The organism is Chrysosporum bergii ANA360D (assembly GCF_029891735.1).
Taxonomy (GTDB): domain Bacteria; phylum Cyanobacteriota; class Cyanobacteriia; order Cyanobacteriales; family Nostocaceae; genus Umezakia; species Umezakia bergii.
The window spans coordinates 1-14,730 of the sequence record NZ_JANQDH010000095.1 but is presented as its reverse complement, the minus strand read 5'-3'; the positions used below and the strand labels follow the sequence as shown (position 1 = coordinate 14,730).

Below are 14,730 nucleotides of genomic sequence, written 5' to 3'. Positions count from 1 at the left end.
TTTAACAATTTATACTAATTTTGTTTCTGTGCTGACTGAAACCGCCAAAATAACGCGATCGCCATGATTATAGTTGGTAATAACACTATAATCATGGCATTGATATCCGTTGCTGGGATAGACAAGTTGGGTCCTAGGTACTTAATGATTACAGATAGCAAACCGGAAAGCACAAGCAACTTGACCACAAAGCCGAGATTATTTTCCATTACAGTACTGCAATACACATTAGTTTGTATTACTGAACATAACATCATATTATAACTTTATGGCATTTCTTAAACACGTGAGATACAAATGTAAATGATGGTCTTGTAGGGCGAGTATCCCTCGACTATACTTCGACTACGCTCAGTACTAAGCGCTCAGTACAAGTCCTGCTTGCTAATAATGTACCTAACTTGGGCAAAATTCGCTGGTAATGAAATAGCGATTGGCTTTGCCAATCGCTCGCTATTTTTCAGGGTCAAAATTTCCGCCACTTCAGGAATTATTTAACTTCCCCGAACGCATGTTCCACATCCGCCATGTTACCATATTCCCGTTCGGGCATTTGTTGCAGAATGTCGATGACTTCCTGGCTGGCATTTTTACCTCTAGCGTGGTTGACCAAATTCTGTTTGTTTGCTGGAAAATCTATGCCACTAAGGCTTTTTGAAATATCAATCGCAGATACAGCCATAACTTAACCTCTATTAATTGGTTCCTTGATCTCTAGGCTATTGGCTATCCCCATCTCTCATTCTCTACCTGGGGTTGTATCTTAAGTCTAAAAATTTCATATCTATAGCGGGTAGGACTTGCACTGGGCTTAGTCGATAAGGCGTAACTCCTAAATTTGTATAACTGTAGCTATAGTATGCCTACAGTATCTAATCTTTATACCTTGTGCAAATCTGTAAACCTTGCACTAATCTATCTATACCTGCTTTAGCGGTGGTTGCTTCCAGCACACCATAAGCAACCCGCAAATAACAGCCATCTTCCATGCCAAAAGTTGTACCGGGAATTACTGCCACTTGATATTCTTCAATTAACTTTTTAACTAGTGTAAAAGCATCCATTTGAGTATTAACTTTGAGGAAAAAATAAAACGCACCATGGGCAGGGGCTATGGTACATAAATCTTCTAGGCTTTTGAGAGAATCCATCACTATTTCTCGTACTTGAGCGATCGCACTTATATTGTTATGTAAATACTCTGACTTGGCTTGTAGTGCGCCTAACGCTGCGTATTGAGAAATCACGGGGGGACAAATTAAGATTGTATCTTGAATTTTTTTCACAGGGATAAACAAGTGTTGAGGAATCACCATATAACCAATACGCCAACTGGCGAAACCATAAGCCTTGGAAAAGCTATACAGAGAAATAGTGTATTTGGTACTACCACTAAACCCCCCTGGAGAAACGTGTTTAACCTTGTTGTAGGTAAAATATTCATAGGCTTCATCGCTAATATGGTAAATGCCATGAGTACCACAGATTTGATTGACTTGTTGTAGTGCCTGTTGTGAGTACACCACACCAGTGGGATTATTGGGGGAAATAGTGACTATAGCCCTGGTTTTTGGGGTAATTGCTGCGTCCATGGCTTGGGGACGCAGGTGATAATTTTCATCTGTTGCTACCAAAACTGGACGACAACCCGCCAAATTAATCGCCATTTCGTGATTAAAATAATAAGGCGTATTAATAATAATTTCGTCTCCGGGGGAAGTAATAGCGAGAATAGCATTGATAAACGCCATATTGCTCCCCGCGGTCACCACAATGCAGTTATCTTGATTAATTTCTATGCCGTTAAAACTTTGCAACTTTGCCGCCAGTGCTGCCAATAATGGGGGTATTCCCTCGACTGCTTTATAAAAATTATTACTAGATTCAGCTAGGAACTGCGGTAAAAGCTCAATGGCTTCTGGTGGTGGTTTGTGTGCAACTACACCCTGTCCTAAAGAAATAGTTCCTGGATTGTTGCGGATGAGTTCCCCAACCACAGGAATAATTGGCGACTGCACCGCCTGCATACGAGAGGTTAGGGAATCCATAAAATTTGGTTATTGACTGAGATGATTAAAAATATGGCTACAATTAAGTAAGAAAAGTGTATTAGCTTCAGGTCTGTATTCATAGTCGAAAAAACTTAGCTATTTTAGAAATTACCCTTGCTAAGGGTATATAAAAAGTGTATAATAAGCAGGGCATTATCTGAAGAGATTGCTGTTACCCCACATTACACATCAAAAAAAATGCGGTATTTGTGGTACACTTTTGTAAGTATTGAGAAAGTGAGATTATGGAAATATTAACAATGGGTTGGGTATCGCTCTTGGTTGTGTTTACTTGGTCAATCGCAATGGTAGTTTGGGGACGTAACGGAATGTAGGGGAATCGTGGAAAATCCATTCCTGAATATTTTGGCTTTACTAGCCTTAGTGTTGCTGGTGGCTGTTACTGGTGGCGTTGGTTATTTGACCCTGGCGGATTGGCGCGATCGCGCGGAGCGCAGTACCGCAGGCAATCGCCGGCGCAGAGAAGAGGAAAAGCGTCAAATCCGCAGCAATTCCCCTAAAGGACGATAATTGACTCAGAGCGTACATTTTTTGTAGGGGCATAGATTGTGTAATGTCCCTACATTTAAAAAAAATCGGACTTAGTTATAAAAAAAGTAAATCCAACAAATTTGGTCAAATGTTGCCTTGGGTTCCTCAAACCCACCCACATAGACGTTAACCTTGAAAACCTAATCATGAATTGTACCGTCTGGCATGATAGCATCAATCAAGGTTGCCCCTTCAAAGTTAGCTCCACTGATATTGGACTCTGTTAAGTTAGCTTTTTGTAGGTTTGCTCCACTCAAATTGGCACCTCGTAAATCAGACTCAGTGAGATCAACTCCTACAAGGTTTAAATCTTCTAATGATGCTCCACAGAGGTTAGCTTGTCTCAAATTTGCACCCCTGAAGTCACCGCTAAGACTCGCACCAACCAAGTTTACTCCACTTAAATCAGCACCGCTACAGTTTACGTCACACAATTCTGCGTTGATCAACCTAGCGCCAGCTAATACTGCCGCACTTAGGTTAGCTCCTGTTAAGTCCGCGTTTGTCAAATTAGCGCCAGCTAATACTGCCGCAGTTAGGTTAGCTTGTCTTAGGTCTGACAGTGTAAGTTTTGCATGGGTGAGTTGAGCAGCAATAAGTTCTGCATAGCTTAAATCGGCTTTGGTTAAATTTGCTTGAGTCAATTGGGCATGAATTAAATTAAGATGGCTTAAATTAGCACCCGCCAGATTAGCATTTTTCAAATTAGCTTCAGTAAAATTAATATTTTCTAACTGTTTACCACTCAAATTTATTCCAGCTAAATTACAATTACTAAAATCTCGTTCTCCTGCTTCATAATACTGCCAAAATTGTTCTGGATCTAAATTTGAGGGATCACTATTATCGTGAATTTCAACTAAAATTTGTGAATTCTTTAGATTTTCTTTTAACTGAGCAACCTGTAAATTTAACAACGTAACTGCTTCTTCTAAAAATTTAATTGTCTGTATTTCAGGTCTGTCCTGAAACTCTTGTTTCAACTGATCAAAATAAAGTTTTAGCCTAGCAGTATTTTTTCGGACTATATCTCGGACTAGATCATGTTTAACTTCTAAATTTAAAATTCGCTCTGCTAAAGATTCTGAATTGTGTTCAGAGTTAGAAATACTCATGGATTTATCAACTATATATAGGGGTTTTCACGCTTAGTGAAGTACATTATTAACAAGCAGGATGCTTGTGTTACAAGACGATATGTGCCTATATTTAGAAAATGCCCAATTTACAGCCCATACTAACAACTCATACTGTTTCTTTATGAATTTTAACAAAATACCTCACTTACAGCAGTTTTCACTTATTGAAACCACAGGCTAATGTCTCCCTCCGCGCCTTTGCGCCTGGATCGTGAGATATAAAAATGTGGTTCATTTAGCTGAAAGTCGGTGTAACTTGTTTCTGGGTTTCCCTTCGGGTTCCTCGCATAATGAGAAGGTATTTTCACAGAGAATTGATATCAATCATTTACCCACAAAAAGATCCCCGTCTTGCGGGGACCTCAGCGTTTATCGCCCTGGGATGTTAAAGTTGCTTGACTTCTGCAACTAACTTAGAAACCATATCCTTAGCGCTACCAAAAAGCATGGTGGTTTTTTCTTTGTAGAATAATTCATTATCTACACCGGCAAAACCTGTACTCATACCCCGCTTAATCACAATAGTTTGCTTTGCCCGATCTACTTCTAAAATGGGCATTCCATAAATGGGACTATTGGCATCACTACGGGCTGCGGGATTGACCACATCATTAGCCCCAATTACTAAAGCCACATCGGCAGTTTCAAATTGAGGATTGATGTCATCCATATCATACAACTGAGTGTAAGGTACATTAGCCTCTGCCAACAGTACATTCATATGTCCTGGCATTCTTCCCGCTACGGGGTGAATGGCATACTTAACATCAACACCCATGCGTTCTAACTGGTCTGCTAGTTCTCGCACACTGTGCTGTGCTTGGGCAACAGCCATACCATAACCAGGTACAACTACCACATTACGGGCATAACCTAACATCATTGCCCCTTCTTCAGCATCAATGCTGCGGACGGTTTGATTACCTGTAGCACCCGTAGCACCCCCCCCAGCTACAGACACAGTACCACCAAAAGCACCAAACAAAACGCTCAATAGGGAACGGTTCATTCCCTTACACATAATCTGGGTGAGAATTAAGCCAGAAGCCCCCACCAGTGCGCCGGAGATAATCAACATATTGTTCATCACCACAAAACCCGCCGCCGCCGCAGCTATCCCAGAAAGTGAGTTCAACAGAGAAATTACCACGGGCATATCCCCGCCACCAATGGGGAGGACGAACATGACACCCAGTATTAAAGAAACTCCCACCACTGCGAAAAATATGGGTAAGCTATGGGGTGTCATGATTAAATAGCCACTGCCTACTATATAAGTAGCTAACAGCAAAAGGTTAAATGGTTGCTGCAAGGGTAATTTAATGGGCGCACCACTAATTAAACCTTGCAATTTAGCAAAGGCGACAAAACTACCTGTTAAGGTGACACCACCGATTAACACATCAGACAAAATGGAAATGTTCACATCTAGAGAGATGGGCTGAGAAGCTGTTATTAAGCGCCAAAATTCAGCCACGGCGACGAGTGCAGAAGCAGCACCCCCCAAACCATTGAGTAAACCTACCATTTGGGGCATTTCTGTCATTTGGACTTTGTAGGCTGCGATCGCTCCAATTCCCGTACCAATAGCCAAGCCCAACAAAATCATCTCATAGTTCAACACCTGCTGATCTAACAGTGTTGCGATAATGGCCAGCAGCATTCCCACAGCAGCTATAACATTACCGTTGCGGGCTGTAGCTGGGGAACCCAGTCTTTTCAACCCGAGAATAAATAACGATGCAGCTACTAAGTAGGTTAGTTGAATTCCTGTTGGTAGAAAATCCCTCACGCTTTAACTTCCTTTTTTTTGAACATTTGTAACATTCTGTCTGTGACGAGAAAACCGCCGACAACATTAATGGTCGCCAGTACCACAGCCACCAAACCGAGAATCACTGACACACTGGTATTTTTATCACCAGCAGCCACAATTGCCCCCAATACAGAAATACCAGAAATAGCATTTGATCCGGACATTAGGGGGGTGTGTAAAGTTGGTGGTATTTTGTTGATCACCTCAAAGCCAATAAAAGATGCCAACACAAATACAAACAAAGCAGCAAGTAAAGTTTCTGTCATAAAATCACAACTCCTAATGTTTGCCAACTTGGGTACTCAGGGCTTCTAAAGCATCCCGCACCCTTTGATTACGAATTTCTCCAGCGTGGGTGATACAAGCGGCATTAACAATGTCGTCTGCAAAGTTTAACTGTAAAGCTTTGTCCTTAATTAGTAATTGCAGCAAAGATGCCAGGTTTTTAGAATATAACTGGCTGGCGTGAATAGGCATTGAGGAAGGCAGATTGATGGGTCCGATAATTGTTACTCCATTCCAGACAATATCTTTACCCGCCTCTGTGCGGGCGCAGTTACCACCTTGTTCTGCTGCTAAATCCACAATTACCGAACCTGGTTTCATCTGTGCCACCATTTCCTCTGTGACTAGGAGTGGTGCTTTTTTGCCCGGTACTTGGGCAGTGGTAATTACTACATCGGCATTTTTGACGTGTTCAGCCACAACTTCTTGGGTACGTTGTTTACTAGCCTCGGAAACTTCTTTGGCATAACCACCATCTGCAGTTGTTTCTTCTTCTAGTTTAACCTCGACAAATTTAGCCCCTAGACTCTGGACTTCTTCTTTAACTGCGGGACGAATATCAAAAGCTTCTACCACAGCACCCAAGCGCCTGGCTGTGGCGATGGCTTGCAATCCTGCCACACCAGCACCCATGATAAATACTTTAGCGGGGGCAATGGTTCCAGCTGCTGTTGTCAGCATGGGGAAATACTTTGGTAATGCGGCCGCGGCAATTAACACTGCTTTATAACCAGCTAGTGAAGCTTGAGAAGACAAAGCATCCATACTTTGCGCCCTGGTGGTGCGGGGAATCATCTCCATACTCAAAGCTGTTACTTGTCGGTTTGCCAGTTCTTGGGCTATAACCGGATTTCCCAAGGGATTAAGAAAGCTGATTAAGACAGCCCCTTGTCGCAGTAATTGTATTTCTGCTCCCCCATTTTCTCGTTCTTGGGGCGGACTAACTTTTAAGAGAATGTCCGCTTCATGCCATAATTTGGTAGTGTCGTTAACAATTGTGGCTCCTGCTGCTTCATAGGCAGAATCGCTAAAAAACGAACGCTCTCCGGCTCCTGTTTCTACCCATACTTCCAAACCTTGTTTGATTAACCTGGCAACGGTATCCGGGTTTAATGCCACACGTCGTTCACATACTTCAATTTCTTTAGCAACCGCTATTTTCATGAAATCTCCTGGATATCAATCCGTGATTTTCTTGTGATTTAACTTTTGGCTGTTTCTAGTTGCAGCCTCATTTTGCCAACAGATGTTACACTCGCGGATATTTACGAATAGGTTTACATATAGCAAATCCTAAAATGATTACCCAGTTTGTATGTTTGTCTTTAGCTTATTTTAGGGATTGTTATTAGTCATTGGTGTTTCAAGAGGGAACAAGGAACAGAAAAAACTCGTTATTAGTAGAAACTTGGGTTTCCCTTTGGTCAGTAGTCATTGGTCATTGGTCATGATAATCTTGTAGTGCGAGCATCCTGCTCGCTACCCCTAAAAAACCCTTGCTAATTCCATCTCCTCATCCAAAATCTAAAATCTAAAATTGATTAACCCAGTATGCAAAAGTTACAATTTTTACGGTCACAGCCCCAGCTGCCTTGGCGACTGCTTTCTGCTTTTGCCCTAACTAGCTGTTTACTTGCTGGTTTGCCATCGGCGAGTGAAGCCGGAAGCTTACCAGGGCTGACATTATTTAGCGGTATCAAAGCAGAAAATCAGTTACCCTTCAGATTTGATTTTGGTGGAGAACCTAACAGCTGGGATCGAATCAGATTGAGAATACCAGCCAAAAAAATGAATTTAGCGGTGGCGCAGTTTGCCGTTAGCTACCCAGATTATTATGATGGCACTTTCGACCCCAAAAAAGTGGAAGTGAAAGTGAAAGGTAAAAAAGTTCCCCTGGCTGAGGTGAAGTGGAATAAAGAAGGTCGGCTATTGGAGATTTTTCCCCAGGAACCAGTACCGGCAAGGGAAGAGGTGGAGTTAGTCTTGTCTAACGTGCAAACGCCGTTTTTTGGAGGAATGTATCATTTTAACTGTCAGGTTCTTTCTCCTGGGGATGTGCCACTGCTGCGTTATGTGGGAACTTGGCTTTTAAGTATCTCTTAACATAAGTACTGTGGGGTCTGCTTGGTGGCTGAACCCTAAGTACAACAAAAAATAATAGAAATCACATAAGCCATTTTCTCTGGTTAACGTGATAAAATAGTAGATTGTAACTTTTTATAAAAATCCCCTAACCGGAGAACAATATGCAAAGAACCCTGGGCGGCACTTGCCGTAAAAGAAAAAGAACCTCTGGCTTTCGTGCCAGGATGCAAACACCAACCGGAAGAAACGTGATCCGGGCGAGGAGAAAAAAAGGCCGTCATCGTCTCAGCGTTTAGCAACCTGCCAATAAAGAGCAAATGTGGCTTTGCCCAAAGCAAATCGGTTAAAATCTCGAAAAGATTTTCAAGCAGTTTTCCGGGAAGGAATACGCCGTCATAGTTCTCATTTCACATTGAGAGCTTTAAGACCTAGTGTTTCCCATAGGCCTTCCTTGGATACTGCCAACAGTGAGCAACCACTGCCCAGTACACAATTTGGCGTTTCCATTAGCACTAAAGTCAGTAAAAAAGCAGTAGTTCGTAACCGAATTAAACGCCAGATTACGGCTGCCTTGGATCGGTTATTGCCCAAAGTGTCCCCTGGATGGCGGTTAGTGATAGTTGTCAAACCAACAGCAGCAGAATCTGAGTGCGTAGGCCGAGAATTTCTGCAAGAATTAGAGCAGTTGTTGGTAAAAGCTGAGGTATTAAATGGGCATTCGTGAAGAAGTTTATTATGAGGGAGGCCCCCACATTGGGGACCTAATCCTGGGTATTTTAGTTGGACTAACTGTTGTTGGGTTACCCCTAACAGTTGGGGCGATTGTTAGAGCCTTATGGCTACGCTTCCGCATTACCGACCGCAGAATTTCAGTCATGGGAGGTTGGAAAGGAGGCGATCGCACTGACATAATTTATTCAGAAGTTGTCAAAATCGTTAAAGTTCCCCGTGGCATTGGTTTATGGGGAGATATGGTTGTAACCCTGAGAAATGGTAGTCGTTTAGAAATGCGGGCTGTTCCTAATTTCCGCCAGACTTATGACTACATCAACGAAAGAGTTATAACTAGAAATCCCCTATACAACGCTGCGGCTCAGAAAGTATAGACTAGGAGAAGTGGGGGGGAGGGAATAGCAAGATAAAATACATAGCCCTTCTTAAATACAGTGGGATAAAAATCTGGTAGTGCGGGCATCTTGCCCGCTACTGCACCAAATGCGGGTAAAATTCGCTATCAGTATCATTCATTCCCCATACCCCATTTCCCGTTCGGCTATCCGTAGCGTAGGATAGTTATATGGGAATCGTGATTTAGATAAATTAGATCCAGATTCAGTTCAGTTTACAGTACCTCAGGTTGAATTCAGAATAATGGATTTTGGTATCGGGTTTCTTTCAAACAACGTGATGCTGCCGATCATAGATTTTTTCTATGGTATTGTGCCTAGCTATGGATTGGCAATCGTTGCCTTGACATTGATAATCCGCTTCGCGCTCTATCCCCTGAGTGCTGGTTCAATTCGTAATATGCGGAAAATGCGAATTGTACAACCTGTGATGCAGAAGCGGATGGCAGAAATTAAAGAGCGGTACAAAGATAATCCGCAAAAGCAGCAAGAAGAAATGGTCAATGTCCAAAAAGAATTTGGCAACCCCTTGGCAGGATGTCTGCCCTTACTGCTGCAAATGCCAGTATTACTCGCCCTGTTTGCCACATTGCGGGGTTCACCCTTTGCCGGAGTGAACTACAATGTTAACTTGCAAATCTTACCCGCAGAACAAATTGAACGAATTCAACCCCAAGCCTTTGCTACCCCTCCCCAAAATATCTATATTGCCGATGGGGAACGCGCTCGTGTTACGGCTATTCTTCCTGGTGGAAACAAATTAGTCGTAGGAGAGCAAACTAAGATCCAATATCAGACCTTAACGGGCAAACCATTTCAGGAGCTTTTAGTAGAACACCCAGAAAATAGCCTGATTCCTGAATGGAAGGTCACCAAAGGGGAGGAAAGGATCAAAATAGATGCCGAAGGCAATATAGAAGCCTTGCAACCCGGAGATGTGACAATTCAAGGTTCGATTCCCGGACTAGCGGCAAATCAAGGATTTTTATTCATTGATGCTTTAGGTAGGGTTGGAGCTATAGATCCTGATGGTCAGATCCACTGGGATATCGTCTCTATGATTGTTCTTTTCGGTATCACCCTGTATGTTAGCCAGATGATTTCTGGACAAAATTCCAGTGGTGGTAATCCCCAACAAGATACGGTTAACAAAGTCACACCAGTTATATTTTCTGGGATGTTTTTGTTTTTCCCCCTACCAGCGGGGGTATTGATGTACATGGTAATTGGTAATATCTTCCAAACTGCCCAAACTTATGTTCTCTCTCGTGAACCTCTATCAGAGGCGCTACAAGAAATTGTAGCTTCCCAAGAGAAAGAAATTTCGGCAGAACAAAAAACCTTACCATTTGAGCCAAAGAGTTCTAAGAAAAAGACTACAGGTTGATGATGCTTGACAGTCCCATGCAAAGAGGGCAGCAGTGGTTAAAAACCCTGCTGCGTTTAACAGGAGTAACGGCAAATATTAGGGGAAATTTAGAAATTTCCCCTCCTCAATTTGATGACGATTCGCCAGAAATCGATAGCTACTGGTTGACCATTGATGAAACCAATCTCACCCCTGAACAAATCAGCATTTTAACTGGTGCTGATGGCTCTGTTTTAGACGCTATTCAGTATTTAGCTAATTCTGTGCTAAATCTCGATGTACCCCAAGGTGGGCAAAATTTTTACACGGTTGATTTGAATGGCTACCGGGTCAAACGACAGGGAGAAATTCGCGCCATAGCCGAGGCTGCAGCTGATCAGGTACGGGCTTCTGGTACAGAAGTGGAAATCAGATCGCTTAGTTCGGCGGAACGGCGGCAAATCCACTCTTTTTTAAAAGAATTTCCCGACTTGGAAACCTTCAGTCGAGGTAAAGAGCCACACCGTCATTTAGTTGTCTGTCCGGCTAGAGCTGTTGAATAATCAGAGTTAAAATAGAAATATATTATCGGCATAATTGCTGGTAGTAAAACATAAATTTTCGTGATTATGTCGAAATTCTATGGACGCAATTTTTATTCCCCAACTCACCAAAGCCCCAGAGCGCACGGAAGAAATTCAAGTTAAAGAGTTTTTACCTGGTTTTGAAAGCTTAACACCTGTTCGCGGACGCTTGCGGGTACAGCATCATGGTAATTACTTAGAAGTATGTGGTGTGGCAGAAACAATTATCACCTGTAATTGTAACCGTTGTTTGCAGCAATATAATTACCGTTTGATGGTGAATACCAAAGAAATTATTTGGTTGGATGAATCGGCTAATCAAATACAAGACTTACCTTTAGAAAGGGAAGTGCTGATGGAAGATTTAGTAGAAACTTTATCACCAGACGGTTATTTTTACCCCGGTGAATGGTTATATGAGCAGATGTGCTTAGGATTACCCCAGCGTCAGCTTTGTAGCCTTGATTGCCCGGGTATTTTGAGTAGTAATGATGACAGTGCAGACGAACCCCTTGATGGTCGTTGGGCTTCTTTAGAAGCGTTGAAAAAGGAATTACCGGGATAATTACGCAAGTTCTCTTTTTCTTTTTTTGTCGGGTGTGTTGTCACTTAGCGCAACGCACCAGCTTTATTTTCTAATTTAGAATGGTAAGTGATTAATTCCACCAATTGGGTCATGATGCTCACTACAAAAGAGCAACTATTCAGCTTTGAAGAATATCTTGCATATCAAGATGATACAGATCACCGCTATGAACTGGTAGACGGTAAACTAGAACTGATGAATCCCCCTACCTTCAGACATATTTTAGTTGCCAAATTTATTGAAGGCCAGTTAGATGAACAAATACAAGGGTTGAACTTACCGTGGCTGTGCTTTCGAGAAGCTGGTATTAGGACGGGATGGCGTAAGTCTAGGTTAGCAGATTTATATGTGGTAACGGTTGATCAAGTAACAGATATTTTAGATCAATCTGCTGTTTGTCAAACTCCTCCACTTTTAGCAGTGGAAATTATTAGTCCAGATTCAATTAAAAGAGATTATCGCTTTAAGCGTTCTGAATATGCAGCTTTAGAAATTCCCGAATATTGGATTATTGATCCTTTAGAAAAAAAAGTGACAGTGCTGCTTTTAGAAGAAGGACTTTATGAAGAATCAGTATTTATAGGACAACAGCAAATAAAATCTCTCACTTTTCCAGAACTGGTGCTAACTGTTGAGCAGGTTCTAGCTGTGGGTAAATTTAATTAATATAGCGAATTTTGCCCAAGTGAAGTACATCATTAGGGAAGATGTATTAAGCAGCGAGCATGATGAGCGCGCTAAAAGACGATCATTTATATTTGTATCTTGTTTAAGAAATGTTATAAAGAGTGGGTAGTAAAAAAGATAATTACCAAAAACGCTGTAATATATGATTCTAAATTAAAATTTATTAATTATATTGGAGTTAGTATATGAGCTTTCGTCAAGAATTTAAATTATTACTACGGGCTCGCTATCCATTGATTTATATTCCTACCTATGAAGAAGAACGGGTAGAAAGTGCTATTAGGGAAGAAGCAGCAAACCAAGGTAATCGCTCTGTGTATACTTGGGATTTTGTTGATGGCTACCAAGGAAACCTGAATGATCAGGGATTTGCCAAGCGTAACCCGTTACAAGCTTTGGAATTGGTGGAGAAATTGCCAGCTTCAGCCCCGGCTGTGCTAATTTTAAGGGATTATCATCGGTTTTTAGAAGATGTGGCTATTGCTCGCAAACTTCGCAATTTGGCCAGACTGCTGAAATCCCAACCTAAAAATCTGGTGTTGCTATCACCCCGGGTTGCTATTCCTGACGACTTAACGGAAGTTCTGACAGTGGTGGAATTTCCCTTACCCACGGCTGGAGAAATTAAAACTGAAGTAGAACGCTTACTGCAAAGTACTGGTAATAATTCCTTTTCTGGGAAAATATTGGATGATTTGGTGCGGTCTTGTCAAGGGCTGTCTATGGAAAGGATTCGCCGAGTTTTAGCCCGGGCGATCGCATCCCACGGAGAATTACAACCGGAGGATGTGGACTTGGTTTTGCAAGAAAAGCGCCAAACTATCCGCCAAACCCAAATTTTGGACTTTTACCCCGCCACAGAGCAAATTTCTGACATTGGCGGACTAGATAATCTTAAAGATTGGCTACTGCGACGGGGCGGGTCTTTTAGTGAACAAGCCCGTCAGTACGGATTACCGCACCCCCGTGGTTTAATGTTATTGGGTATTCAAGGGACGGGTAAATCTTTAACAGCAAAAGCCATCGCCCATCATTGGCATTTACCATTATTACGTCTAGATGTGGGACGCTTATTTGGTGGTTTAGTGGGTGAGTCAGAATCTCGGACTCGCCAAATGATCCAGGTAGCAGAAGCCCTCGCCCCATGTGTATTATGGATTGATGAAATAGATAAAGCTTTTTCCGGACTTGGTGGTAAAGGTGATGCAGGTACTACTAGCCGTGTATTTGGTACTTTTATTACTTGGTTAGCCGAAAAAACCTCGCCTGTGTTTGTTGTCTCCACAGCTAACGACATTCAAGCCCTACCCCCGGAAATGTTGCGTAAAGGGCGATTTGATGAAATTTTCTTTGTGGGTCTACCGATCCAAGAGGAAAGAAAAGCAATTTTTAATGTTCACTTATCCCGACTGCGCCCCCATAACCTCAAAGGTTATGATATTGACAGGTTGGCTTATGAAACACCGGATTTTTCCGGGGCTGAGATTGAGCAAACTTTAATTGAAGCCATGCACATCGGCTTTAGTCAAAATCGCGATTTTACCACCGATGATATTCTAGAAGCTGCTAGTCAAATTATTCCCCTAGCTCGCACAGCAGTAGAACAAATTCAACAACTACAACAATGGGCTGCATCTGGGAGAGCGCGTTTAGCGTCGAGACACAGTGCTTTAAGTGATACTTTGGGTAAGTTAGGATCTTAGTAGTCCACATTCCCTCATGAATTACTATTGAATATTGAGTATTTAAGATGAAATTTTAACTATGCTGTCTAATTTACTGAAATTTATTCTGGGGGTTTTCTTAGCGATCGTCATTTTAATTACTACTGGTGGTGTAGTTGCCCTTTATTTCATCAATCGAACAGCCATACCCCCAGCTAAACCCTTGTTTGCCAATGATACTTCCTCAGTGCCAGAAAAAACTCCACCAGCCACTGAGGTTAAAGCTACACCGACACCGACACCGACACCCACACCCACACCCACACCAACATTACCACCGGGGGCTTACCGAGGACGTGTTACTTGGCCTGAAGGCTTGGGCGTGCGGGCTGAACCCAGCCCTGATGCAGAACGTATTGCTGGAGTTGCTGTTAATGAAGAAGTGATTGTTTTGGCAGAAAGTGACGATAAAAAATGGCAAAAGATTCGCACACAAAATGAACAAGAAGGTTGGGTAAAAGTCGGTAATACTGAACGGGTGGAGTAACTAAGAAAGAACCGGGCAATGCCCGGTGTTAGAAGTAAGATAGACTTGTGGTGAGGAGCTAAAACCTATCAGGAGGTAAAGTAGCTATCCACATTGAGAGTACCGGCGTTGTTATCATCAGTAGCGAAGGTAAACCGATCTACTTGCAGAACTAAATCGTTATTGGATTGGAAACCTGCTGTACCGTCGTTAATAGATAAATACTGTCGTCCTCCCCAACCAAAGAAGACAGCAGAGTTAATTCCTAACCCCTGTGCGC

At 42.3% G+C, this 14,730-nt stretch carries 20 protein-coding genes; 12 read left to right on the top strand and 8 right to left on the bottom strand.

Translation table 11 applies throughout. The annotated features are described in order from the left end of the window. Positions 1 to 14 precede the first annotated feature (14 nt). The 3 genes from NWP17_RS14435 to NWP17_RS14425 form a co-directional block, all read right to left on the bottom strand. Positions 15 to 209 (bottom strand): hypothetical protein, encoded by a 195-nt coding sequence (locus tag NWP17_RS14435; RefSeq protein ID WP_280655589.1) that lies wholly within the window; start codon positions 207 to 209, stop codon positions 15 to 17. Positions 210 to 490: 281 nt separating this feature from the next. Next, positions 491 to 682: a DUF2795 domain-containing protein gene (locus NWP17_RS14430; protein ID WP_280655588.1), complete on the bottom strand. Its 192-nt coding sequence runs from the start codon at positions 680 to 682 to the stop codon at positions 491 to 493. 190 nt (positions 683 to 872) lie between these two features. After that, positions 873 to 2,048: a pyridoxal phosphate-dependent aminotransferase gene (locus tag NWP17_RS14425; RefSeq protein ID WP_280655587.1), complete on the bottom strand. Its 1,176-nt coding sequence runs from the start codon at positions 2,046 to 2,048 to the stop codon at positions 873 to 875. Between the two features lie 248 nt (positions 2,049 to 2,296). Between NWP17_RS14425 and petN the strand changes: the two genes are divergently transcribed. Together petN and NWP17_RS14415 are read left to right on the top strand one after the other, a co-directional pair. Then, complete coding sequence (petN, locus tag NWP17_RS14420) at positions 2,297 to 2,386, top strand: cytochrome b6-f complex subunit PetN (protein ID WP_280655586.1); 90 nt, start codon at positions 2,297 to 2,299, stop codon at positions 2,384 to 2,386. 7 nt (positions 2,387 to 2,393) lie between these two features. After that, a complete protein-coding gene (locus NWP17_RS14415) occupies positions 2,394 to 2,582 on the top strand; it encodes a hypothetical protein (RefSeq protein ID WP_280655585.1) in 189 nt (62 codons plus the stop codon). Between the two features lie 161 nt (positions 2,583 to 2,743). Here the strand turns inward: NWP17_RS14415 and NWP17_RS14410 are convergent, their stop codons facing one another. From NWP17_RS14410 to NWP17_RS14395, 4 genes are all read right to left on the bottom strand, one after another. Then, a complete protein-coding gene (locus NWP17_RS14410; protein ID WP_280655584.1) occupies positions 2,744 to 3,718 on the bottom strand; it encodes a pentapeptide repeat-containing protein in 975 nt (324 codons plus the stop codon). A 409-nt stretch (positions 3,719 to 4,127) separates the two neighbouring features. Then, positions 4,128 to 5,534 (bottom strand): NAD(P)(+) transhydrogenase (Re/Si-specific) subunit beta, encoded by a 1,407-nt coding sequence (locus NWP17_RS14405; RefSeq protein WP_280655583.1) that lies wholly within the window; start codon positions 5,532 to 5,534, stop codon positions 4,128 to 4,130. Continuing rightward, the gene (locus tag NWP17_RS14400; protein ID WP_280655582.1) at positions 5,531 to 5,824 is read right to left on the bottom strand and encodes an NAD(P) transhydrogenase subunit alpha part 2; all 294 of its coding nucleotides are present in this window, start codon (positions 5,822 to 5,824) and stop codon (positions 5,531 to 5,533) included. Before NWP17_RS14400 ends, NWP17_RS14405 begins: the two co-directional genes overlap by 4 nt. A gap of 13 nt (positions 5,825 to 5,837) precedes the next feature. Continuing rightward, a complete protein-coding gene (locus NWP17_RS14395; protein WP_280655581.1) occupies positions 5,838 to 7,007 on the bottom strand; it encodes a Re/Si-specific NAD(P)(+) transhydrogenase subunit alpha in 1,170 nt (389 codons plus the stop codon). Positions 7,008 to 7,394: 387 nt separating this feature from the next. Here NWP17_RS14395 and NWP17_RS14390 point away from each other — a divergent pair, with 387 nt between their 5' ends. From NWP17_RS14390 to NWP17_RS14345, 10 genes are all read left to right on the top strand, one after another. Beyond that, positions 7,395 to 7,946 carry a DUF2808 domain-containing protein gene (locus NWP17_RS14390; protein ID WP_280655580.1) on the top strand — a complete coding sequence of 184 codons (552 nt, stop codon included), beginning with the start codon at positions 7,395 to 7,397 and terminating at the stop codon, positions 7,944 to 7,946. 143 nt (positions 7,947 to 8,089) lie between these two features. Then, positions 8,090 to 8,224, top strand: a complete 135-nt coding sequence (gene rpmH / locus NWP17_RS14385; RefSeq protein WP_168729369.1) for a 50S ribosomal protein L34 — start codon at positions 8,090 to 8,092, stop codon at positions 8,222 to 8,224. A gap of 23 nt (positions 8,225 to 8,247) precedes the next feature. After that, positions 8,248 to 8,652: a ribonuclease P protein component gene (gene rnpA, locus NWP17_RS14380; RefSeq protein WP_280655579.1), complete on the top strand. Its 405-nt coding sequence runs from the start codon at positions 8,248 to 8,250 to the stop codon at positions 8,650 to 8,652. Next, on the top strand, positions 8,639 to 9,034 hold the full coding sequence (locus NWP17_RS14375) for a PH domain-containing protein (RefSeq protein WP_280655578.1): 396 nt from the start codon (positions 8,639 to 8,641) through the stop codon (positions 9,032 to 9,034). Before rnpA ends, NWP17_RS14375 begins: the two co-directional genes overlap by 14 nt. Before the next feature lie 265 nt (positions 9,035 to 9,299). Beyond that, a complete protein-coding gene (yidC, locus tag NWP17_RS14370; RefSeq protein WP_280655577.1) occupies positions 9,300 to 10,442 on the top strand; it encodes a membrane protein insertase YidC in 1,143 nt (380 codons plus the stop codon). Beyond that, positions 10,442 to 10,966: a Jag family protein gene (locus NWP17_RS14365; protein ID WP_280655576.1), complete on the top strand. Its 525-nt coding sequence runs from the start codon at positions 10,442 to 10,444 to the stop codon at positions 10,964 to 10,966. The genes yidC and NWP17_RS14365 overlap by 1 nt, the downstream gene beginning before the upstream one ends. Before the next feature lie 79 nt (positions 10,967 to 11,045). Beyond that, positions 11,046 to 11,552 carry a YceD family protein gene (locus NWP17_RS14360; protein WP_280655575.1) on the top strand — a complete coding sequence of 169 codons (507 nt, stop codon included), beginning with the start codon at positions 11,046 to 11,048 and terminating at the stop codon, positions 11,550 to 11,552. 114 nt (positions 11,553 to 11,666) lie between these two features. After that, entirely contained in the window at positions 11,667 to 12,239 is a 573-nt protein-coding gene (locus NWP17_RS14355) for a Uma2 family endonuclease (RefSeq protein ID WP_280655608.1), read from the top strand. 206 nt (positions 12,240 to 12,445) lie between these two features. Continuing rightward, complete coding sequence (locus tag NWP17_RS14350; RefSeq protein WP_280655574.1) at positions 12,446 to 13,963, top strand: AAA family ATPase; 1,518 nt, start codon at positions 12,446 to 12,448, stop codon at positions 13,961 to 13,963. 61 nt (positions 13,964 to 14,024) lie between these two features. Continuing rightward, entirely contained in the window at positions 14,025 to 14,471 is a 447-nt protein-coding gene (locus tag NWP17_RS14345; protein WP_280655573.1) for an SH3 domain-containing protein, read from the top strand. Positions 14,472 to 14,539: 68 nt separating this feature from the next. Here NWP17_RS14345 and NWP17_RS14340 read toward each other — a convergent pair. Continuing rightward, on the bottom strand, positions 14,540 to 14,730 hold a 191-nt coding region (locus NWP17_RS14340; protein ID WP_280655572.1), incomplete at its 5' end, for a bluetail domain-containing putative surface protein.